The 20,473-nt window shown below is 61.5% G+C and carries 19 protein-coding genes; 3 read left to right on the top strand and 16 right to left on the bottom strand.

The annotated features are described in order from the left end of the window. Window positions 1–70 precede the first annotated feature (70 nt). Genes AWU82_RS21160 through AWU82_RS21140 form a run of 5 tightly spaced genes read right to left on the bottom strand, consistent with a single transcriptional unit; the run spans window position 71 to window position 3,979 of the window. Window positions 71–706 (bottom strand): SCO family protein, encoded by a 636-nt coding sequence (locus AWU82_RS21160; RefSeq protein ID WP_007953994.1) that lies wholly within the window; start codon window positions 704–706, stop codon window positions 71–73. Next, window positions 703–1,602 carry a heme o synthase gene (gene cyoE / locus AWU82_RS21155; protein ID WP_064379562.1) on the bottom strand — a complete coding sequence of 300 codons (900 nt, stop codon included), beginning with the start codon at window positions 1,600–1,602 and terminating at the stop codon, window positions 703–705. The genes AWU82_RS21160 and cyoE overlap by 4 nt, the downstream gene beginning before the upstream one ends. Continuing rightward, a complete protein-coding gene (locus AWU82_RS21150; RefSeq protein ID WP_064379560.1) occupies window positions 1,590–2,669 on the bottom strand; it encodes a COX15/CtaA family protein in 1,080 nt (359 codons plus the stop codon). Before AWU82_RS21150 ends, cyoE begins: the two co-directional genes overlap by 13 nt. Before the next feature lie 10 nt (window positions 2,670–2,679). Next, window positions 2,680–3,273, bottom strand: a complete 594-nt coding sequence (locus AWU82_RS21145) for a PA_0111/PP_0108 family redox-active disulfide protein (RefSeq protein WP_064384047.1) — start codon at window positions 3,271–3,273, stop codon at window positions 2,680–2,682. Next, entirely contained in the window at window positions 3,239–3,979 is a 741-nt protein-coding gene (locus AWU82_RS21140; RefSeq protein ID WP_064379558.1) for an SURF1 family protein, read from the bottom strand. The genes AWU82_RS21145 and AWU82_RS21140 overlap by 35 nt, the downstream gene beginning before the upstream one ends. Before the next feature lie 72 nt (window positions 3,980–4,051). On the opposite strand from AWU82_RS21140, the gene AWU82_RS21135 reads away from it, so the two are divergent. Further along, window positions 4,052–4,255 carry a twin transmembrane helix small protein gene (locus tag AWU82_RS21135; protein WP_064379555.1) on the top strand — a complete coding sequence of 68 codons (204 nt, stop codon included), beginning with the start codon at window positions 4,052–4,054 and terminating at the stop codon, window positions 4,253–4,255. A 76-nt stretch (window positions 4,256–4,331) separates the two neighbouring features. Here the strand turns inward: AWU82_RS21135 and AWU82_RS21130 are convergent, their stop codons facing one another. From AWU82_RS21130 to coxB, 4 genes are all read right to left on the bottom strand, one after another. Further along, on the bottom strand, window positions 4,332–5,219 hold the full coding sequence (locus AWU82_RS21130) for a cytochrome c oxidase subunit 3 (RefSeq protein ID WP_011331798.1): 888 nt from the start codon (window positions 5,217–5,219) through the stop codon (window positions 4,332–4,334). A 25-nt stretch (window positions 5,220–5,244) separates the two neighbouring features. Then, entirely contained in the window at window positions 5,245–5,796 is a 552-nt protein-coding gene (locus AWU82_RS21125; RefSeq protein ID WP_011331799.1) for a cytochrome c oxidase assembly protein, read from the bottom strand. Window positions 5,797–5,925: 129 nt separating this feature from the next. Continuing rightward, window positions 5,926–7,518: a cytochrome c oxidase subunit I gene (gene ctaD, locus AWU82_RS21120; protein ID WP_007953983.1), complete on the bottom strand. Its 1,593-nt coding sequence runs from the start codon at window positions 7,516–7,518 to the stop codon at window positions 5,926–5,928. Window positions 7,519–7,600: 82 nt separating this feature from the next. Beyond that, complete coding sequence (coxB, locus tag AWU82_RS21115; protein WP_011331801.1) at window positions 7,601–8,728, bottom strand: cytochrome c oxidase subunit II; 1,128 nt, start codon at window positions 8,726–8,728, stop codon at window positions 7,601–7,603. 369 nt (window positions 8,729–9,097) lie between these two features. Here coxB and AWU82_RS21110 point away from each other — a divergent pair, with 369 nt between their 5' ends. Then, complete coding sequence (locus tag AWU82_RS21110; protein WP_064379553.1) at window positions 9,098–9,730, top strand: hypothetical protein; 633 nt, start codon at window positions 9,098–9,100, stop codon at window positions 9,728–9,730. Window positions 9,731–9,859: 129 nt separating this feature from the next. On the opposite strand, the gene AWU82_RS21105 is transcribed toward AWU82_RS21110, so the two are convergent. The 6 genes from AWU82_RS21105 to AWU82_RS21080 form a co-directional block, all read right to left on the bottom strand. After that, window positions 9,860–11,386: a SulP family inorganic anion transporter gene (locus AWU82_RS21105; RefSeq protein ID WP_064379551.1), complete on the bottom strand. Its 1,527-nt coding sequence runs from the start codon at window positions 11,384–11,386 to the stop codon at window positions 9,860–9,862. Between the two features lie 90 nt (window positions 11,387–11,476). After that, the gene (locus AWU82_RS21100) at window positions 11,477–12,208 is read right to left on the bottom strand and encodes a carbonic anhydrase (protein WP_011331804.1); all 732 of its coding nucleotides are present in this window, start codon (window positions 12,206–12,208) and stop codon (window positions 11,477–11,479) included. 237 nt (window positions 12,209–12,445) lie between these two features. Then, the gene (locus AWU82_RS21095) at window positions 12,446–13,504 is read right to left on the bottom strand and encodes a PA0069 family radical SAM protein (protein ID WP_064379549.1); all 1,059 of its coding nucleotides are present in this window, start codon (window positions 13,502–13,504) and stop codon (window positions 12,446–12,448) included. 74 nt (window positions 13,505–13,578) lie between these two features. After that, complete coding sequence (locus AWU82_RS21090) at window positions 13,579–14,880, bottom strand: c-type cytochrome (RefSeq protein WP_064379546.1); 1,302 nt, start codon at window positions 14,878–14,880, stop codon at window positions 13,579–13,581. A gap of 12 nt (window positions 14,881–14,892) precedes the next feature. Then, window positions 14,893–16,677 carry a GMC family oxidoreductase gene (locus AWU82_RS21085; RefSeq protein WP_064379545.1) on the bottom strand — a complete coding sequence of 595 codons (1,785 nt, stop codon included), beginning with the start codon at window positions 16,675–16,677 and terminating at the stop codon, window positions 14,893–14,895. A gap of 2 nt (window positions 16,678–16,679) precedes the next feature. Then, window positions 16,680–17,426: a gluconate 2-dehydrogenase subunit 3 family protein gene (locus AWU82_RS21080; RefSeq protein ID WP_064379543.1), complete on the bottom strand. Its 747-nt coding sequence runs from the start codon at window positions 17,424–17,426 to the stop codon at window positions 16,680–16,682. A 297-nt stretch (window positions 17,427–17,723) separates the two neighbouring features. Between AWU82_RS21080 and AWU82_RS21075 the strand changes: the two genes are divergently transcribed. Then, the gene (locus AWU82_RS21075; protein WP_064379542.1) at window positions 17,724–18,371 is read left to right on the top strand and encodes a phosphatase domain-containing protein; all 648 of its coding nucleotides are present in this window, start codon (window positions 17,724–17,726) and stop codon (window positions 18,369–18,371) included. Here the strand turns inward: AWU82_RS21075 and AWU82_RS21070 are convergent. Next, window positions 18,358–20,400, bottom strand: coding sequence for a M3 family metallopeptidase (locus AWU82_RS21070; protein ID WP_064379540.1), 2,043 nt, complete (start codon window positions 20,398–20,400; stop codon window positions 18,358–18,360). The genes AWU82_RS21075 and AWU82_RS21070 overlap by 14 nt on opposite strands. Window positions 20,401–20,473: the final 73 nt, after the last annotated feature.

Genomic DNA, 20,473 nt, shown 5'->3' with positions numbered 1-20,473 from the left:
ACGCAGAGCGTGGGAACGATCAAAACGAAAAGGGGACGCCAGTGGCGTCCCCTTTTTGTGCGTTCAGTTTTTACTTGCGGTTCAACATCACCGGCAACTGCGCAACCAGCTTGGCATTATTCAACGGCGCGCGAATAAACCCGCGCTGTGTTCCGTCCGGCCCGATCACCGCCAGATTCCCGCTGTGATCCACCGTGTAATTCGGCTTGCTGGTGTCCGCCGGAATGAACGGAATGCTCACTGCGTTCGCCACCTTCTGCAGCTCGTCGATCGACTTCGGCGTCAGGCCGATGAACTGTGGATCGAAGTAGCCCAGGTACTGCTTCAACTGCGCGGGGTTGTCGCGGTTCGGATCGACGCTGACCAGCACGATCTGCAATTTATCCACAGCATCCTTCGGCAGTTCGCTTTTGATCTGGCGCAGCTGGGCGAGGGTGGTCGGGCAGATGTCCGGGCAGAAGGTGTAGCCGAAGAACAGCAGGCTCCACTTGCCCTTGAGCTCGTTGACCGTGACCGGCTGGCCGTCCTGATTGGTCATCGTCACGTCCGGCAGGTTGCGGCTCTGCGGCAGCAGGATGATGCCGGCGTCGATCAGTGCGGTCGGGTCGCCCTGGCCCTTGCCGCTCAGCACTTTGTTGACGGTCAGGCCGAGGATCAGCGCGATCACGGCGACGAGGATGAAGACGGTTTTCTGGGTTCGAGTCATAGGTTCAACAGTAAGTAGTGGTCTACGAGCAGGGCGATGAACAGCAGAAACAGGTACCAGATAGAGTACTTGAAGGTGTTGATCGCCGCGTGCGGCCGAGTGCCACGGTACAGCACCACGGCCCATTGCAGAAACCTGGCGCCCAGACCGAGCGCGCAGATCAGGTACAGCAGGCCGCTCATGTGGATCGCATACGGCAGCAGACTGACCGCCAGCAGGGCGAAGGTGTACAGCAGAATGTGCACCTTGGTGTAGTGCTCGCCATGGGTGACCGGCAGCATCGGAATATCGGCCTTGGCGTATTCCTCCTTGCGATGGATGGCCAGCGCCCAGAAGTGCGGCGGGGTCCAGGCGAAGATGATCAGCACCAGCAGCAACGGTTCGGCGCTGACGTGGCCGGTCGCGGCGGTCCAGCCGAGCAGCGGCGGCGCGGCGCCGGCAAGGCCACCGATGACGATATTCTGCGGCGTCGCGCGTTTGAGGAAACCGGTGTAGATCACCGCGTAGCCGAGCAGCGAGGCCAGGGTCAGCCACGCAGTCAGCGGATTGGTGAAGGTCAGCAGCAGGGCCTGGCCGAGCAGTGCCAGCACCAGCGCAAAGGTCAGTGCGCCTGTGGGCGAAACCCGGCCCTCCGCCAGCGGCCGTTTGTGGGTGCGGGCCATGACCGCATCGATGCGCCGGTCCACCACATGATTGACCGCCGCCGCGCCACCGGCACACAACGCGATCCCCAGGTTGCCGAACACCAGCACCGTCCACGGCACCCCGGCGCGGGTCGCGAGGAACATGCCCACCAGCGAAGTGATGAGCATCAGCACCACGACTTTCGGTTTGGTCAGCTCCAGGTAATCACGCCACAGCGCCTGCGCCGGACGTTCGCCGATCAGAATCGCCATGGCGTCTCTCCTTTAATAGTGATGGGCGCCGCCGAGTGTTTGCGCGGGCTGAGGCGCCAGCGCGCGATCATCGGCTGCCGGACCCGAACCAGACTGGTTCGCGCGTGATAGTTGACCAGCACCATCGTCAGCAGCAGCGCGGCACCGCCGGCGTTATGCGCCACGGCCACCGGCAGCGGCAGATGGAACACCACGTTGCTGATGCCGAGGGTGATCTGCGCGGCGAGGGCGATCAGCACCAGCCCGGCCAGTCGGGTCATGCCCACCACTTTCAGTTGCCAGGCCAGACCGAGCAGGACAATCGTCACCAGCAACGCGCCGATGCGGTGAGTCAGATGAATCGCCGTGCGTGCATCGCTGTCGAGTTGCCCGCCGAGGTAATTGGGGCCGATGTGTTGAGTCAGGTGAAAGCCGTTGGCGAAATCCGCCGGCGGCAGCCATTGACCGTGGCAGGTCGGGAAGTCGATGCAGGCCACCGCCGCGTAGTTGGAACTGACCCAGCCGCCGAGAGCAATCTGGCCGATCACCAGCAACAGGCCGGCGGTCGCCCAATATTGCAGACGCTTGGGCACGGTCAGCGCCGGCAGCACGCCGGACAGTCTCAACGTCAGCAGAAACAGCAGGCTCAGGGTCGCGAAGCCACCGAGCAAATGCCCGGTCACCACTTGCGGCCAGAGTTTGAGCGTCACCGTCCACATGCCGAACGCCGCCTGGGCGAACACCACCGCCAGCAGAAACAACGGCAGTTTCAGCGGTTGCCCGGGATGACGACGATTGACCCACGCGCGCCCGGCCAACACCGAAATCAACAGGCCGAGGGTGCCGGCGAAGTAGCGGTGGATCATCTCGTTCCAGCCTTTATGCGCCTCCACCGGCGAGTCGGGGTAATGCAGTTCGGCATGGGCCAGTTGGGCTTCGCTTTTCGGCACGCTGATGAACCCGTAGCAGCCCGGCCAGTCCGGACAGCCGAGGCCGGCGTGGGTCAGGCGGGTGTAGGCGCCGAGCAGCACCACGATCAGTGCCAGCAGGGTGGCAAACAGCGCGAGGCGAAATCCAGGTTTGGCCATGACGATGCCCTTATCCGATGTTCGACAGTTTCAGCAGGTGGCGCAGGTCGTTGAGCAGGTCCTTGCCCTTGACGCTCGGGTCGTAGCGCAGCACGAGGTTGCCGTGGGGATCTATGATCCACAGTTGCGGCGTGGCCTTGTCGCCTGTGGCCTTGCTGAAGGTGGCTGCGTCCAGCGGGTAGCGTTGCAGCTGCGGGTATTCGCGGGTCAGCTTGGCTTCGTAGTCGGCGGCCAGTGGTTGCGCGGCAGCGAGGGCGTGGCTGGCGCGTCCGGCCTCGCGACCGAGACCGATCTGGATCTGCCGCGCCAGGTAGACCAGTTGCTGGCAGTCCACCGCGCAATCCTTCGGCGCGGTCACCAGCATCTGCCAGCGCGTTTCGTCAGCCTGGATACCGAGGTCGGCGCGGGTCTGACCGTTGCCGATCAGTTCGCCGTGATAGCTGCGACCTTCCGGCACCCAGAACTGCAACTTGTACATGCCGGTGGCGAGGATCATCGGACCGACCACGCCGAGCACGATCAGCAGCAGCTGGATGCGTCCGCGACGGCGACTGGCCGGGACTTTCGTTTCAGACATGCTGGGTGGATTCATGGCCGCTCCCATGGTGTTTCTCCTTTGCGTTGTGCCAGCCGAGATAGAGGTAGAGACCGAGCAGGGCGGTGGCCATGGCGAACCACTGCACGGCGTAACCGAGGTGTTTCTCCGGGCCCATCGCGACCACCGGCCAGTCGGCCTGATAGCTGGCCGGGCCGGGTTCGGCGCGTAATTCGTAGGCGAAGCCGTCGCGTTCGAGGGTTTTCCACAGCTTCGCGGGTTCGACGGCGGTGACGGTTTGCGGCCAGGTGCTGCTGACCGGATCGGCATGTAGCTGGAAGGTGGCACCGGGGGCGATATACACCCAGGCATCCACGTTTACGGCGTCGGCCGGCGTGGTGAATTGCGGTGCCGTGCGCCGGTCCGGCCACGGCAGCCAGCCGCGATTGACCAGCAGCCACTGGCCGCTGCGCTGATCCTGAAACGGTTGCAGCAGTTCGACGCCGACCTTGCCGTTGCGCTGACGGTTGTCCAGCAACAGGCTGTGGGCGGCATCGAACTGGCCGTGCAGATGCACCCGGCGAAAGGCCGGATCGGCGCTGTGCAGCAACTCGGTGCTGGCCATCGGTTCGGCGGCGCGGCGTTCGGCGTAGCTGGCGAGCAGGGCGGTTTTCTCCGCGCCACGGCCCAGTTGCCAGAAGCCCAGCGAAATCAGCAACGGCAGCAGCAGGCCGACTACCAGTGTCGGCACCACGCCCGGCCGGAAGCGCTTCATGGCCGCGCCAGAAAATCAGTCAGTGCGATCGCTATACTCAACTGCATCGCTTGTTCCCCCGGAGTTCTTCCCATGCTCAAAGCAGCCATCGTCCTGATGCTGATTGCCACGGTGGTCAGCCTGTTCAGCGGCCTGTTTTTCCTGGTCAAGGACGACAGCAGCTCGAATCGGCTAGTGATCGCCTTGAGTGTTCGGGTGGCATTGGCCGCTTGCACCGTCGGCTTGATTGCCTGGGGTTTCTACAGCGGCCAACTGGTGTCGCACGCGCCGTGGTAGCTGCAAGCACCAAGCTACAAGCTACAAGCCTTACCGTTTTGACTTGAAGCTCGCAGCTCGCGGCTTGCAGCTGCTGTTAAAGCACATAAACGAAGATGAACAAGCCGATCCACACCACATCGACGAAGTGCCAATACCAGCTCGCCGCTTCAAAACCGAACTGATGTTCGTTGTCGAAATGGCCTTTCATGATGCGCATCAACATCACGAACAGAATGATCGTGCCGATGGTCACGTGGGCGCCGTGGAAACCGGTGAGCATGAAGAACGTCGCGCCGTAGATGCCCGAGCCGAGGGTCAGCCCCAGTTCGTGGTAGGCGTGGATGTATTCTTCGGCCTGGAAGCCGAGGAACGCGCAACCCAGCAGCACGGTGATCGCCAGCCACAGTTTCAGCGCGCCGCGATGACCTTTCTTCAGCGCATGGTGGGCGATGGTGATGGTCACGCTGGAGCTCACCAGCAGGATGGTGTTGATCAGCGGCAGGCCCCAGGGGCTGATGACTTCCTTGGGCGGCGGGAAAAGTTTCGGATCCGGCGTGTGCAACAGCGGCCAGGTGAACTGGAAGTTCGGCCAGAGCATGTGGGCGATGCCTTTGGTGCCTTCGCCACCCAGCGCCGGGCCGGAAATGTGTCGCACGTAGAACAGCGCGCCGAAGAAGGCGATGAAGAACATCACCTCGGAGAAGATGAACCAGCTCATGCCCCAGCGGAACGAGCGGTCCAGTTGTGGGCTGTACAACCCCGCGCGGCTTTCCTTGATCACCGTGCCGAACCAGCCGAACAGCATGTATGCCAGCAACAGGCCGCCGACGAAAAAGATCAGCGGGCCGTGGGATTCCGGACGCGCTGCCTTCAGATCGTTGAACCAGGTCGCCAGACCATACACGGTGACGAACATCCCCACCGTGGCGACGATCGGCCACTTGCTCTGGGCCGGGACGTAATAGTGCTCATGAGTTGCCATTTATTGTTCTCCTTATCGGGCACGCTTAACCGCCAGTGTTTGCAGCCACCGGAGGATGTCGGGCGGTGATATCGAACAGCGTGTAGGACAGCGTCAGGTGCTTCACGTCCTTGGGCATGTCGCGGTCAACGATGAAACGCACCGGCATCTCGATCTGCTGACCGGGCTGCAGCACCTGCTGGGTAAAACAAAAGCATTCGGTCTTGTGGAAATACGCCGCCGCATTGCTCGGCGCGATGCTCGGTACGGCTTGAGCGCTCATCGGTTTGTCGGTGGGGTTGCGCGCGATGAAGATCATCTCGTTCACCGCGCCGGGGTTGGCCGTCAGTTCGTCATGCTTGGGGTAGAAGTCCCAAGGCATGTCGGCGGTGTTGGTCGACAGGAATTGCACCCGCACTTGCCGCGAGGCATCGACGGTCTGCTCGCCCTCGTACTGCCCGGCGGTCTTGCCGTTGATGCCGAACGCTTTGCACATCACGTCGTAGATCGGCACCAGGGCAAAACCGAAGACGAACATCGCCACCACCACACCGAGCAGTCGGGTGACCAGCTTCTTCATCGAAATCGAGTCAGCCATGATCTTTGCCCTCGGCCGAGAACCCTGTGGGAGCTGGCTTGCCAGCGATGCAGCCGACGTGGTGTTTCAGGCAGGCCGCCATCGCGGGCATGCCCGCTCCCACAGGCGTTTCCACAAGGCAGAAAATGTTCATTTCACTTCCGGCGGCGTGGTGAAGGTGTGATACGGCGCCGGTGACGGCACGCTCCACTCCAGACCTTCGGCACCATCCCACGGTTTGGCCGGAGCCGGCTCGCCGCCACGGATGGTCTTGATCACGATGAACAGGAAGAAGATCTGCGTGGCGCCGAACATGAACGCGCCGATCGACGACACCATGTTGAAGTCGGCGAACTGCAGGTTGTAGTCCGGAATTCGCCGGGGCATGCCCGCCAGACCCACGAAGTGCATCGGGAAGAAGGTCAGGTTCATGCCGACGAAGGACAGCCAGAAGTGCAGCTTGCCCAAGGTTTCGTCGTACATGTGGCCGGTCCATTTCGGCAGCCAGTAATAGGCCGACGCGAAGATCCCGAAGATCGCCCCCGGCACCAGCACGTAGTGGAAGTGCGCGACCACGAAGTAGGTGTCCTGGTACTGGAAGTCCGCCGGAGCGATGGCCAGCATCAGCCCGGAGAAACCGCCGATCGAGAACAGGATCACGAACGCCACGGCAAACAGCATCGGCGTCTCGAAGGTCATCGAGCCTTGCCACATGGTGCTGGCCCAGTTGAACACCTTCACCCCGGTCGGCACCGCGATCAGCATCGTCGCGTACATGAAGAACAACTCGCCCACCAGCGGGATGCCCACCACGAACATGTGGTGCGCCCAGACGATGAACGACAGGAACGCGATGCTCGCCGTGGCGTAGACCATCGAGGTGTAGCCGAACAGCGGCTTGCGCGAGAAGGTCGGGATGATCTGGCTGACGGCACCGAAGGCCGGCAGGATCATGATGTACACCTCGGGGTGGCCGAAGAACCAGAACACATGCTGGAACAGCACCGGGTCACCGCCACCGGCGGCACTGAAGAAGCTGGTGCCGAAGTGGATGTCCATCAGCATCATCGTCACGCACCCGGCCAGCACCGGCATCACCGCGATCAGCAGGAACGCGGTGATCAGCCAGGTCCAGACGAACAGCGGCATTTTCATCAGGGTCATGCCGGGGGCGCGCAGGTTGAGGATGGTGGCGATCACGTTGATCGCGCCCATGATCGAACTGATCCCCATCAGGTGGATGGCGAAGATGAAGAACGTCACGCTTTCCGGGGCATAGGTGGTGGACAGCGGCGCGTAGAACGTCCAGCCGAAGTTCGGCCCGCCACCGGGGGTGAACAGGGTCGAGACCAGCAGCAGGAACGCCGCCGGTAGCAGCCAGAAGCTGAAGTTGTTCATCCGCGGCAGGGCCATGTCCGGCGCACCGACCATCAACGGGATCATCCAGTTGGCGAGGCCGACGAACGCCGGCATCACCGCACCGAACACCATCACCAGACCATGCATGGTGGTCATCTGGTTGAAGAACGCCGGCTCGACGATCTGCAGGCCGGGCTGGAACAACTCGGCGCGGATCACCATAGCGAACGAGCCGCCGAGCAGGAACATGCAGAACGCAAACCACAGGTACAGCGTGCCGATGTCCTTGTGGTTGGTGGTCAGCACCCAGCGCATCAGGCCTTTGGCGGGGCCGTGGGCGTGGTCGTGGTCGGCATGACCGTGGTCATCGATGACAGCGCTCATGGCCGGTCTCCTTCAAGTGAGTGGACTGGGCAGGCCGAGGCGCAGGGCCCCGACCGGTTCACGAAGTACGCAATAGACCGGCTCATTTGCTTTCCGCCTGTTTCAGCTCCAGCACTTCTTTTGGCGTGACCATGTCGCCCTTGTTGTTGCCCCAGGCGTTACGTTCGTAGGTCACGACCGCTGCGATATCGACTTCCGACAGCTGCTTGCCGAACGCCGCCATGGCGGTGCCGGGCTTGCCGTGGAAGACAATGCTCAGGTGCGCCTCTTTCGGGCCGGTGGCGATTTTCGAGCCCTTGAGGGCCGGGAACATCGGCGGCAGGCCCTGGCCTTCAGCCTGGTGACAGGCGACGCAGGTGGTGTGGTAGATCTTGTCGCCACGTTCCTTGAGTTCGTCGAGGGTCCATTCCTTGCTGGTCAGCTCCTTGAGCTGCAACGCTTCGGCCTTGCGCTCGGCGAGCCATTTTTCGTAGTCGGCCTTCTCCTTGACGTCGACCACGATCGGCATGAAGCCGTGGTCCTTGCCGCACAGCTCGGCGCACTGGCCACGGTAGAGGCCGGGCTTGTCGATGCGGGTCCAGGCTTCGTTGACGAACCCGGGGATCGCATCGCGCTTGACCGCGAAGGCCGGCACCCACCAGGAGTGGATCACGTCGGCGGAGGTCACGAGGAAGCGCACCTTGGCCCCGGTCGGCAGCACCAGCGGCTTGTCGACCTCGAGCAGGTAGTGCTCGCCCTTGGCTTCCTTGTTGTGGATCTGCTCGGCGGGGGTGGCCAGGTTGCTGAAGAACTCGACGTCCTGGCCCAGGTATTTGTAGTGCCACTTCCACTGATAACCGGTGATCTGGATATCGATATCCGGCTCACTGGTGTCGTACATCTTGATCAGGGTCGCGGTCGCCGGAACGGCCATCGCCACCAGGATCAGCAGCGGGACGACGGTCCAGAGAATTTCGACGGTGGTGCTTTCGTGGAATTTTGCGGCGACCTGCCCGGTAGAACGGCGGTGCACCATCATCGACCAGAACATGGCGCCGAAGACGATGATCCCGATCACCACACAGATCCAGAAAATGGTCATGTGCAGGTCGAATACTGCGTGACTGATTTCAGTCGCTCCAGGCGCCATATTCACAGTCCAGGCAGCTTGCACCGGGCTGAAAATCGACCACAACAGGAGGCCCATCCAGACGTGTGGATGTCGCATCATTGCGGGTTCCCCTTATCGTTCTTGTTATCCCGCCGGCTTTCACCAGAGGCAAGGGAGCGGCTGCATCAGACTACGAACTTGAATCGCCGGGCCTTGCTGCGTGGGCAGTCGGGCGTCATCAGCTAACTCCATTCAATGGCGAGTATAGACAGCCGCTGAGAAATGCAATGTGAGGACGTAAATCGTATGAAACAGCTGGCACTTGCGTTCCAGGGCACGAATGGAGAAGGATGCAGACGAGTGTTGGCAAACCGATATAACGCCGGTGCATCAAGGATGAAATAATTATGACAAATGCGTCTTAGCATTTTTCGTAAGCCAGCTAAGTTATGTCTTCCCTATTTCATTGCCTTGTTTCCTGGAGTTTTCATGAACACCGCCGCATTGCGCGAGCAGATCCACATAGCCCGACAACACGAGATTGAAACCGGAAAGCTGACCCGTCAGCTCGAAGCCCAACTGCAACACCTGCACCCGGCGATCCAGTTGCCGGAAACCGACGCCAACGGCGTGCTGACGCGTTTTGTCGCCGCCTATATCGACGAAGTGCCAGATCTGCTGGATGCAGCCAATGAAGTCGCCAGGGAAGCGGGAATCGAATCGCAGATCAAACCGGTGCTGAAAATCGCCGAGCAGTACTTCCTCCAGCCGCCCGTGGGCCTGGACAGTCTGCTGGACGAAGCCTATCTGGCGCACCGTTTTGTCGAAGAGGTCAACGACCTTTACATCAAGCATCTCGGCCAGCCACTGATCCCCTTGGACATGACGGTCGCCAATCTGATTGCTCACCAGTTGCTCGGTGAGGAATTTGCCAATCAACTCGACGAAGTGGTGCATCACGCAGTGGACAGCATGCTCGACGACGACAGCTTCGCGCTGGAGTCGGTGGAAGCCTATCGCGAGAAACTCAGCAGCCCGGACACCGGTGCGGCATGGAAACGCTGGCCGTGCATGAGCCGGCGTCTGGGCGTGGGCCTGGAGCTGGATCAGCCTGCCGCATAACCGGAATATGCCCGGATACCTGTGGGAGCTGGCTTGCCAGCGATAGCGGTGGATCAGTCGAAATCATCAGACTGGCACTCCGTCATCGCTGGCAAGCCAGCTCCCACAAGGTTTATTTCCAGATGGGGGTTAGCCCGCCGCACCGATCCCGGTCGTGGTGCGGATCCGCCCCTCGAGCCGTCGCTTCAACCCGCGCGACTCGATCAACAGTTTCGCCCCCTTGGCCGCATTCGCCCGGCCCCACTCTTCAAGCAGTTCCAGACACGAATGGTCGATGTAGCTCAGGTTGTTGAGTGGCACATGCACCGTCGTGCCCGGCGGAATGCTGCCCAGCACCTGAGTCAGTGCCGGCACTTTGAGGAACGTTGCCGCGCCCACCAGACGCAACTCCATTTCCCCTTCCTGCGGCAGATCGATCAGGCTGATTTTCAGGCGCGAGGCCTTGAACGCCAGCTTCAACAGGGTCAGGCCGAAACCGATCAGCACCCCGGTCAACAGGTCGGTGAAGATGATCGCCAGCGCCGTGGCGGCGTAGGTGAACATCGGCATCCGACCATAACGCCCCAGACCACGGAACGCCTTGAGATCCACCAGTTTGAAACCGGTGTAGACCAGAACGCCCGCCAGACTCGCCACCGGAATGCTCTGCAGCACGCTCGACAGCAACAACACGAACGCCAGCAGCCAAAGGCCATGGAAAATCGTCGAGTAGCGTGTGGTGGCGCCGGCCTGGACGTTGGCCGAACTGCGCACGATCACCCCGGTCATCGGCAGCGCGCCGACCAGACCGCAGAGCATGTTGCCGACGCCTTGCGCCGACAGCTCACGGTCGAAATCCGAACGCGGGCCGCTATGCATACGATCCACGGCAGCGGCGGACAGCAGGGTTTCGGCGCTGGCGATGAAGGCCACGGCAAACGCGGCGATCAGCAGCGTCGGGTCGGCCAGGCTGAGCAGATCCGCCGGTTTCAGCCAGTCGATGGCTTCCGCCAGATTCGCCGGCACTTCAACCCGCTTCACTTGCAGCGCCAGCAAAAGGCTGGCACCTGTCGCCAGACCGACACCGAGCAGCGCGCCCGGAATGAAACGCAGCGAATGCGGGCGGAATTTCTCCCACAACCACATCACCGCGATGGTCGACAGCCCGAGCAAACCGGCCTGCCAGCCAAGGGACGGCAAGGCCTGCGCCACCGCGCCGGGGAATGCCGTCAGGTTGTCGAGACCTGAGGGTTTCGGTGACGCATCGAGCATCACATGCACCTGTGAGAGCACGATCAGCACGCCGATCCCCGCAAGCATGCCGTACACCACCGCTGGCGCCGTGACCCGGAACCAGCAACCGAGCTTCAGCCGTCCCGCTACCAGTTGCAGGAAACCGGCGAGCAGCAGGATCGGCCCGAGCATTTCGATGCCGTGCTGGCGCACCAGCTCGAACACCAGCACCGCCAGACCCGCCGCCGGCCCGCTGACCTGCAACGGGGAGCCCGCCAGCCAGCCCACCACCAGACCGCCGATGATCCCGGTGATCAGGCCTTTGGCCGGCGGCAGCCCTGAAGCAATGGCAATGCCCATGCACAGCGGCAGAGCGACCAGAAACACAACCACTGAAGCGAGCAACTCCCGTGGCAACACAGCTTTCAATTGAGCCGCACGCATGGCGATTCTCCCGAAGTTTTCTTCAGGCGTGGCAAGGCCTGGCCGCTGAAACAGCGGCCGGCGTCAAACCACACAGATTTTTAGGAGGATTTAGAAGCGCGCTTTGGGCGTCGCCACCGGAATCGGATGGCTGCCGTCGAGCGGCAGGAAGCAACCCTGATCCGCGTCGTAAGCTTTGATTTCGCTGGTTTCGATGTTGTAGACCCAGCCATGGATGAACAAATGACCGTTCGCCATGCGCGAGGCTACCGAAGGATGGGTACGCAAGTGCTGCAGTTGGGCGATGACGTTCTCCTCGGTGAGGATCGGCATGCTTTCTTTTTCGTCGGTGCAGTTGCAGTTGTCATGCACCATGGTTTTCGCGACTTCGGCGTGGCGCAGCCAGGCTTTGACCGTCGGCATTTTTTCCAGGCTGTCCGGGTTGAGCACCGCGCGCATGGCGCCGCAGTCGGAGTGGCCGCAAATGATGATGTGCTGCACGCCGAGGGCCAGGACCGCGTATTCGATGGCGGTGGAAACGCCGCCGTTCATCTGGCCGTAGGGTGGCACGACGTTGCCGACGTTACGGGTCACGAACAGATCGCCGGGCGAACTCTGGGTGATCAGTTCGGGCACGATGCGCGAGTCGGCGCAGGTGATGAACATCGCCCGTGGCGACTGTGCCGTGGCGAGTTTCTTGAAGAGTTCTTCCTGCTGCGGAAAGACCTCATGATGAAAATGCAAAAAGCCGTCAACGATACGCTTCAACGCTGCATCGGCGGATTCCGCCACAGGGGCGGCTTGCGCCGACGCAGCCAACGGCTGTTTATCCTTGTCACTCATGATTCATCCTCATTGGCGGATTCGGGGAGTCGTTCCCGTGTATTCCGGTGTGAAGCCAGTGGCTGTTTAGAACATCCGGGTCATCCCGACCCGTCAGTCACTCGATGAACAAGGTAACTGCCGAAACTTAACTCAAACTGAATCAAGCGCTCTAGAACGTGTGTTCCAGGTCACAAAAAACGTGACCGGGGTAAACCGGTCAAGCATTCCTGCCGCTCAACCATCGGCCAATTGTTCCTAAATCAGCGCCATCTGGCGACCCGGCGGACAGAAGGCCGTGCAATCGAGGTTGAAACCTTCGCGGTGATTGAGCCCAAGACGTTTCAATGCTTTGGCGAAGCGCTGGGCGAGCAGGTCGGCAAACGGCCCCTCGCCGCGCATCCGGGTACCGAAACGACTGTCGTACAGCTCGCCGCCACGGCTCTGGCGGATCAGGCTCAGTACATGCGCCGCACGCTGCGGGTAGTGCGCCTCGAGCCATTCCTCGAACAGCGGCGCCACCTCCAGCGGCAGGCGCAGCATCATGTAGGCCGCGCTCTGGGCGCCGGCCGCGTGGGCCTCGGTCAGCAGGCTTTCGATTTCGCTGTCGTTGATCATCGGAATCATCGGCGAACACAGCACACCGACCGGAATCCCCGCCTCGCGCATGACCCGGATGGCCCGCAACCGGGCCTTGGGCGCGGCGGCGCGGGGCTCGAGAATGCGTTTGAGTTCGTCGTCCAGGGTGGTCAGGCTGATCATCACCGCCACCAGCCGTTGCTGCGCCAGTTCGGTGAGCAGGTCGAGGTCGCGCAGGATCAGCGATCCCTTGGTGACGATGGTCACCGGGTGCCGGTAGCGCAGCAGCACTTCCAGGGTCTGGCGGGTGATTTTGTGTTCGCGTTCGATCGGCTGATAGGGATCGGTGTTGGAGCCGAGATTGATCGGCGCGCATTGATAGCCTTTCTTGCCAAGCTGTTCCTCCAGCACCTGGGCGGCGTTGGTTTTGGCGATCAGTTTGGTTTCGAAATCCAGCCCCGGCGACATGTCCCAATAGGCGTGGCTGGGCCGTGCATAGCAATAAATGCAGCCATGCTCGCAGCCGCGATAGGGATTGATCGAGCGGTCGAAGGGCAGGTCCGGCGAGGTGTTGCGGGTGATGATGGTCTTAGCCGTCTCGAAACTGACCTCGGTGCCCTGGGTCAATGGCACTTCCTGATACCAGCCGTCGTCCTCGGCCACCGAGCGACTCGGTGCAAAGCGGTTGTGCGGGTTGGTGGCGGTGCCGCGACCGCGCGGAGGAAGAGGGGTGGACATGGCAGCGCCTCGATACTGTGTGTATATACAGTATCGAGGCGCTGTCGATCTGACTAGTGCCGTTGGGCGAACAGTCAGTTGTGCTGTGTCACCTGGCCGAGGTCATCGTTCGAGGTTTGCTTCATATCGTCCTTGCGCAATTCGGCGACATCAGCGGCCTTGACGGGCGCGCCCTTGTTGCCCCAACTGCCACGAATAAAGCTCACGACATCCGCCACTTCCTGATCCGACAGGCGCCAGGCGAAACCGGGCATGGTGAAGGTGGACGGTGCCGTGTGCGTCGCAGGCAGGGTGCCACCCTTGAGCACGATGTGGATCAGCGAAGTCGGGTCGTCCGATTGCAGCACCGGGTTGCCCGCCAACGCCGGGAACACCCGGGTGTAGCCATGGCCGTCAGTGCGGTGGCACGCCGCACAGTTGTCGATGTACACCGACGCACCGCGCTGACTGTCGTCACCGTTCCACAAGGCCTTGGCAGCTTTTTCGTCGTACTGGTGCGGCTGGTCGGCAGGGTCATTGGCCGGCAGCGATTTCAGGTAACGGGCAATCGCGGTCAGGTCGGCGTCGGTCATGTATTGCATGCTGTGGGTGACCACGTCGCTCATGCCACCGAACACCGCACTGCGGTCGCTGCGCCCGGTCTTGAGAAACTGCACCAGTTGTTCTTCGCTCCAGCTGCCGAGACCGTCCTTGTGGTCGCCGCGCAGACTTTTGGCGATCCAGCCTTCCAGCGGTGCACTGCCTGACAGAAAACTGCTGCCTTCGGCCGCGCTCAGGGATTTTTCCTGCATGGTCAGAGCCCGTGGCGTATGGCAGGCGCCGCAATGTCCGAGGCCTTCCACCAGATACGCCCCACGGCTGACGACTGCGTCGTCCGACGCGGGTTTGTAGTCTTCGACCTTCGGTGCGAACAGCCAGCGCCAGCCCATCAGCGGCCAGCGCATGCTCAATGGCCACGGGATGTCGCTGGCCTTGTTCTCTTGCGCCACCGGTTCCACGCCGTGCATGAAGTAGGCGTAGAGCGCCTGCATGTCGGGTTCGCTGACACGGGCGTAGGACGGGTACGGCATCGCCGGGTACAAGGTACTACCGTTTTTGGCCACGCCATGGCGCACGGCCTGGTCGAAATCCTCGAAACTGTAGTCACCGACGCCGGTTTTATCCGGGGTGATGTTGGTCGAGTAGATCGTGCCGATCGGGGTCTCCATCGGCAGGCCACCGGCGAACGGCTTGCCGTTCTTGGCCGTGTGGCAGGCCACGCAGTCGCCGGCACGGGCGAGGTATTCACCTTTTTTGATCAAGGATTGATCAACTTCGGCGCCATGAACGGCAGCGCTGCCGAGCAGGGCCAGGGTCGCGATAACGAGAGTCTTCATGGTCATCGCTCCTTAAGCCTGAACCAGCGGCCCGGGATTTTTCAGGTACTGCTCGCGGATCGCTTTCGCCGACCAGTAGGTCAGCGCGGCAACCAGGCCGGTGGGGTTGTAGCCCAGGCCTTGCGGGAAGGCCGAGGCGCCCGGGACGAACACGTTGTGCACGTCCCAGCTCTGCAGATAGCGGTTGAGCGCGCTGGTCTTCGGATCGGTGCCCATGATCGCGCCACCGTTGAGGTGGGTGGTCTGGTACGACGCGGTGTTGAAGTGGTCGCCGACTTTCTTGCCGATCACGGCAATGGCTTTCGGGCCCATGGCCTCGGCGATCTTGCCCATTTTCTCGACCATGAAGCGGTTCATCTTGATGTCGTTTTCCTGCCAGTCGAACGTCATCCGCAGCAGCGGCATGCCGTAGGCATCGCGGTACACCGGATCCAGATCGAGGTAGTTGCCACGGTAGGACTGATGCGCGCCGTGGGCGTCCATCGACACCTGGTGGGTGTAGTAATCGGCGGTGGCGCGTTTCCACGCACTGCCCCAGGCCGGGGTGCCCGGCGGGTTGGAGGTGCCGGCGATCGGTCGGCTGCCGGCCTGGTTGACCCACATCGGCGAGCCACCGACGAAACCGTGAGGCCCGTGGTCGAAGTTGTCGGCGTTGAAGTCATCCACTGCCACACCGTTGCCGCCGGCACCGATGAAGTTGTTGGTGTGGGTGTCCTTGTCAAAGAACGCCTTGATGGTGGCCATGTTCTGGTAGGCGAAGTTGCGCCCGACCACACCTTCACCACTGACCGGGTCGTAGGGTTTGCCGATACCGGAGAGCAGCATCAGGCGCACGTTGTGCAACTGGAACGCGCCGAGGATCACCAGATCCGCCGGTTGCTCGATCTCGCGACCCTGTCCGTCGATGTAGGTGACGCCGGTGGCTTTGGTTTTCGTGCTGTCGAGGTTGACCCGCAGCACATGAGCGTTAGGCCGCAACTCGAAATTCGGCAGTGGCTTTAGCGCCGGCAGAATGTTCACGTTCGGCGACGCCTTGGAATACATGTAGCAAACGTAACCGCTGCAGAAACCGCAGAAGTTGCACGGACCCATCTGCGCGCCGTAGGGGTTGGTGTACGGCCCCGACGTATTGGCGGATGGCAGGTTGTAGGGTTTGTAACCGACTTCGGTAGCCGCTTTGCCGAACAGCTGTGCGGAAACCGTGTTCTTCTGCGCTTGCAGCGGGAACGGATTCGAGCGATCCGGGGCGTACGGGTTGCCGCCCTTACCCTGACCGACCAGTTGGCCTTTCACGGTCCAGGCCTGACCGGAGGTGCCGAAGACTTTTTCGGCGAAATCGAAGAACGGCTCCAGCTCTTCATAGCTGACGCCGAAGTCCTGGATGGTCATGTCCTTGGGGATGAAACTTTTGCCGTAACGCTCTTCGTAGTGGCTGCGCATGCGCAACTCGATCGGGTCGACCCGAAAGTGCACGCCCGACCAGTGCAAACCGGCGCCGCCCACGCCATTGCCCGGCAGGAACGCGCCCAACTGGCGGTTTGGCAGGGCGATGTCGTTGACGCTGTGACGGATGGTGACAGTCTCTTTGGAAATGTCCTGGAAGAGTTTTTTCCGCACGCTGTAGGTGAGTTCGTCGATCACCTGGGGATAGTTGCCGTCAGGGTAGGTGTCCTGCATCGGCCCGCGTTCCAGCGCCAGCACGTTGAGGCCTGCTTCGGTCAGCTCCTTGGCCATGATCGCGCCTGTCCAGCCGAAACCGACGATCACTGCGTCGACCTTCTTCATTACCGTTGCCATGCTCACGCCCTCTCGCCGCGAATCGAAACTGCCGGGAAGGGGTATTGCTCGTTGCGTTCCACCCAATCCATGAAATCGGCGCGGGCGCCGGGGAAGCCGATCATGGTCCAGCCGACCATGCCTTTATTGCCGCCGTGGATCGGGTCGCAGAAGAACCCTTCCTTGGTGTTCTGCAGCAGCAGACTGAAGAAAATCTTCGCCGGAACCGCGTCGAATTGCGGTTTTCCGGCTTCAAGCTGCTTGAGCAGATCGTCTCGGGTAGCGCTGTCTTGCTCGGCAAATGTTTTACCGTTGATGGATTTTGCCCACTGATCCGTGGCGGCAATGCCGAGGCGATAGATCTCTTTTGGCACCAGTTTGCTCTGCCAGCCCATCTCCGGCGCGGCGTCGGCGTTGAACGGGCCCTGCATGTACCAAAGGGCACCGGCGGCGTACGGCGTGTTCATCTGACGGTCGATGTATTCCGGCACGCCGGCCTCGAGTGCACCTGGACCCTGCGCATCGTTGGGGATCAATTGCGCGACGGCGGCATTGATGAACGCCCACTCTTCAGCGGTGAAGTAGCTCGGCTGATACGTGCTGGCTTCAACCGTGGCCGATTTTGCCTGGGATGTGGCAGGCGCGCTTTCGGGCGCGGCTTGCAGCACCGTGCTGCCGAGACCGCTGCCGGCCAGAGTCACGACCGGAATCAGGGTCAGGGATTTGCGCAAAAACTCACGCCGCGGGTTGTCTCGCTCTTCATCAGACATGGGGGGTGCACCTCATCAGGCATTGATGGTTGTCAGCCGTTTCTGCGAACGGCTCAAGAATTTTCTGTTTGCGACGTGGCCGGAAGGCCGGGAACAACGAGGACGCGTCTGCAACATGATGTGACAAATGGTAGCAGGCTAAGCAACGAGATGAACCGATTCAGCCAAAAAAACAGCGTTTTTCGCCAAGTAAACCGGTGTCTTCACGATTCTTTTACAAGCGCCTCACGGGGATTTGACTGCATGGCTCGCAAGCTGAGGCCTTCAATGACAAAACCCACACGGTCGCCGCAAAGCATGTTCCTGACGCGTTTTTCCTCCGCATTCTGTTTGTCGCTGCTGGCCCTGTTCAGCTGTATTCCCGCCCAAGCGGCGGAGGCTCCGGCTGCTGCTCGTCCCACTGAGTGGGCGCAACCGGTCGAGGTGCAATACAACCTGTTCCAGATGTCGCCCACGCTTTACCGCAGTGCACTCCCCGATGACGGTGCAGTGCCGTTGTTGAACAACCTGAAAGTGGCGACGGTTATCAACTTCCTGCCGGAAGCGGATTCCAGTTGGCTGAAAGCCCCCGGAATTCATCAGGTGCAATTGCCCTATCGCACCAATCACGTGGACGACAGTGATGTGCTCAAGACCCTGCGTGCCATTCAGTCCGCCGAAGCCGAAGGCCCGGTGCTGATGCACTGCAAGCACGGCTCCGATCGCACCGGCCTGATGGCGGCGATGTACCGGATTGTCGTGCAGGGCTGGAGCAAGGAAGACGCCCTGAACGAAATGACTCAGGGCGGGTTTGGTGAAAGCGGCCACTTCAAGGACGGCGTTCGCTACGTGATGCAGGCTGATGTCGATAAATTGCGCACCGCACTGGCCAATGGCGATTGCAGCACCAGCGCGTTTGCCACGTGCTCGATGAAGAGCTGGTTTCAGACGGTCAATCTGAAGTAACTCCTCCGGCCTCCATTTCAACGAGGCCGGCGACCGGCCGGCCGATGAACGCTTCCACCGCGTCCAGCAATGGACGCCCTGCACCCGGCGCAAAGAAGGTCGCGCGAAACTCGCGGCCGGTTTGCGCGTTGAATACCCAGTCGCGGCTGAAGCGCTTGAACGCCTCCTGGGCCAGCACGCCCGACCAGACGTAGGTGTAAACCGAAGCGTCGTACTGGGTCACCATGTAATCGAAACCATTGGCGAACCGGTGATTGTCCGGCAGTTGCAGATGACCCAGAGTGCGCTGCACGTCGCTGCAAACCTCTTCGACCGAGCGCCCATCACCGTGGGTCAGGTGCAGCTCGAAATCGATCATCGCTCCCATCAGCAACAAGGCCTGTTGTCGACTGGAATGAGCCTGGCTGGCCGACAACGCCGCGTCGATCCGTGCGGTGCTCAAGCGTTCGCCAGTCTGAAAATGCACGCCGAGCCAGCGCAAAAACTCCCGTGACAGACACCACTGCTCGAACAACTGCCCGGAAAACTCCGCCGCTTCATGGCTCAATTGCAGGACACCGGACAGGTTGTAGTGGGGTGAGCGCGTCAGCACATGCTGGAGGCAATGCCCGAACTCATGAAACAGCACCCGCAGATCATCGAGCTCAAGCCGACAAGGATGGGTGTCGGTAGGCCGTGTGAAATTGCTGTAGAGCAGGGCTATCGGCAGCGCCGGGCGACCTTCGGCATTGATGCGGCGGTTGCGCAGTGTGGAGGTGCCGGGGAAATCCGCAGCGTTGTCACGGTGAAACGGCTCAAGGTAAATGTAGCCGATGACCTGCCCATGCTCGCTGACTTGCAGCAGGCGCACATCGTCATGCCAGTGCCCCCCGCCGGACTGCTCGACGATGCGGATCCCGAACATCCGCTCGCAGAACAGACAGAGCCTGCGCAGGGTGCCCTCCAGCGGGAAGTAATCCCGCAGGTTTTCCAGCGCACCGGGAAACTGTTGTTGGCGCCATTGCTCGGCGAGGAAATCTTCATCCCATGGCTGGACCCGGTCGATCCCGCGTTGTCGGGCAAAGGCAGCCAATTGTTTGGCATCCTGCGCGAGGACAGGTGCCAGCTGCGTCGCCTGACGCTGAAGAAACCCACTGACCCACGCCGTGGTCCCGCCGCTTTCCTCTGCCAGACTCCGTTGCGCGGCGTTTTCATGACCGAGAAAACGGGCTTGTTGCTGGCGCAAGGCTAGCAGCTTGGCCAGCACCGGGCCGTTGTCGAAGCGGCCGGCCAGCGGTCCGCGATCGGATGCGCGGGTCGCGTAGGCAATGCAGCATTCCTGGCGCAAGGCTCGGTTTTCGGCGTATTTGAGGATGTGCTGGCAGGTGTTCTGATCCAGGCGGATCAGCCAGCCGTCATGCCCGGCCTGGCGTGCGGCAAGTGCCAGCCGATCTTTCATCGCCGGCGACAGGCCCGCGAGCAGTGCAGCATCGCCGATGTGCTTATTCCAGCTCGCGGCCCAGCGTTCGAGGTTATCCAGAAATACATACTCCAGCCCACCGATCTCGCGGTTCAACCGCGCCAGTTCCTGTTGCTGGTCAGGGGGAAGCTCAATGCCCGACTGCTTGAATCTTCGCAGAATCCGCGCCAGGGCGCGGGTGCGCGATTCATCGAAACTGCCGGCGATCGAACTCTGCGCCAAACGCTGATAGGTCTCGTACAACGGGCGATTGCGGGCCTTTTCGGAGCGATACTGATTGATTGCCAGATGCGCCTTGGCACTTTCCACTAGCCAGACGGCATCGTCGGACCTGCCCACCGACAGGGTTTCGAGAATCGAGCGGACTTCACTGAGGCGGGCGTCGGCTTCGTCGATGCTCAGGACCAGATCATCCCAGCCGGGAAGATCGGTCTGACTGATTATCACCTGGGCGATGATGCGTCGATTGTCGGTAATGATGCGGTTGACTGCCGGCACGAGATGCTCGGCGCGAATCGCCGGCCAGGGTGGCAGCGTCCAGGGTTGCAGGAGGGGATTGGTGTCGGGCATGGCAGCTTCCTTCGAGGCGTGGCGCAAAAGGCCAGCCTACGAAGCAAGTGCGGGGGACAGGTGGTAAGCCAAT

Origin of the sequence: Pseudomonas glycinae, assembly GCF_001594225.2 — a bacterium.
Classification (GTDB): Bacteria; Pseudomonadota; Gammaproteobacteria; order Pseudomonadales; family Pseudomonadaceae; genus Aquipseudomonas; species Aquipseudomonas glycinae.
Note: the sequence above shows the minus strand (reverse complement) of the source record. Positions and strands in the feature narration are given on the sequence as shown.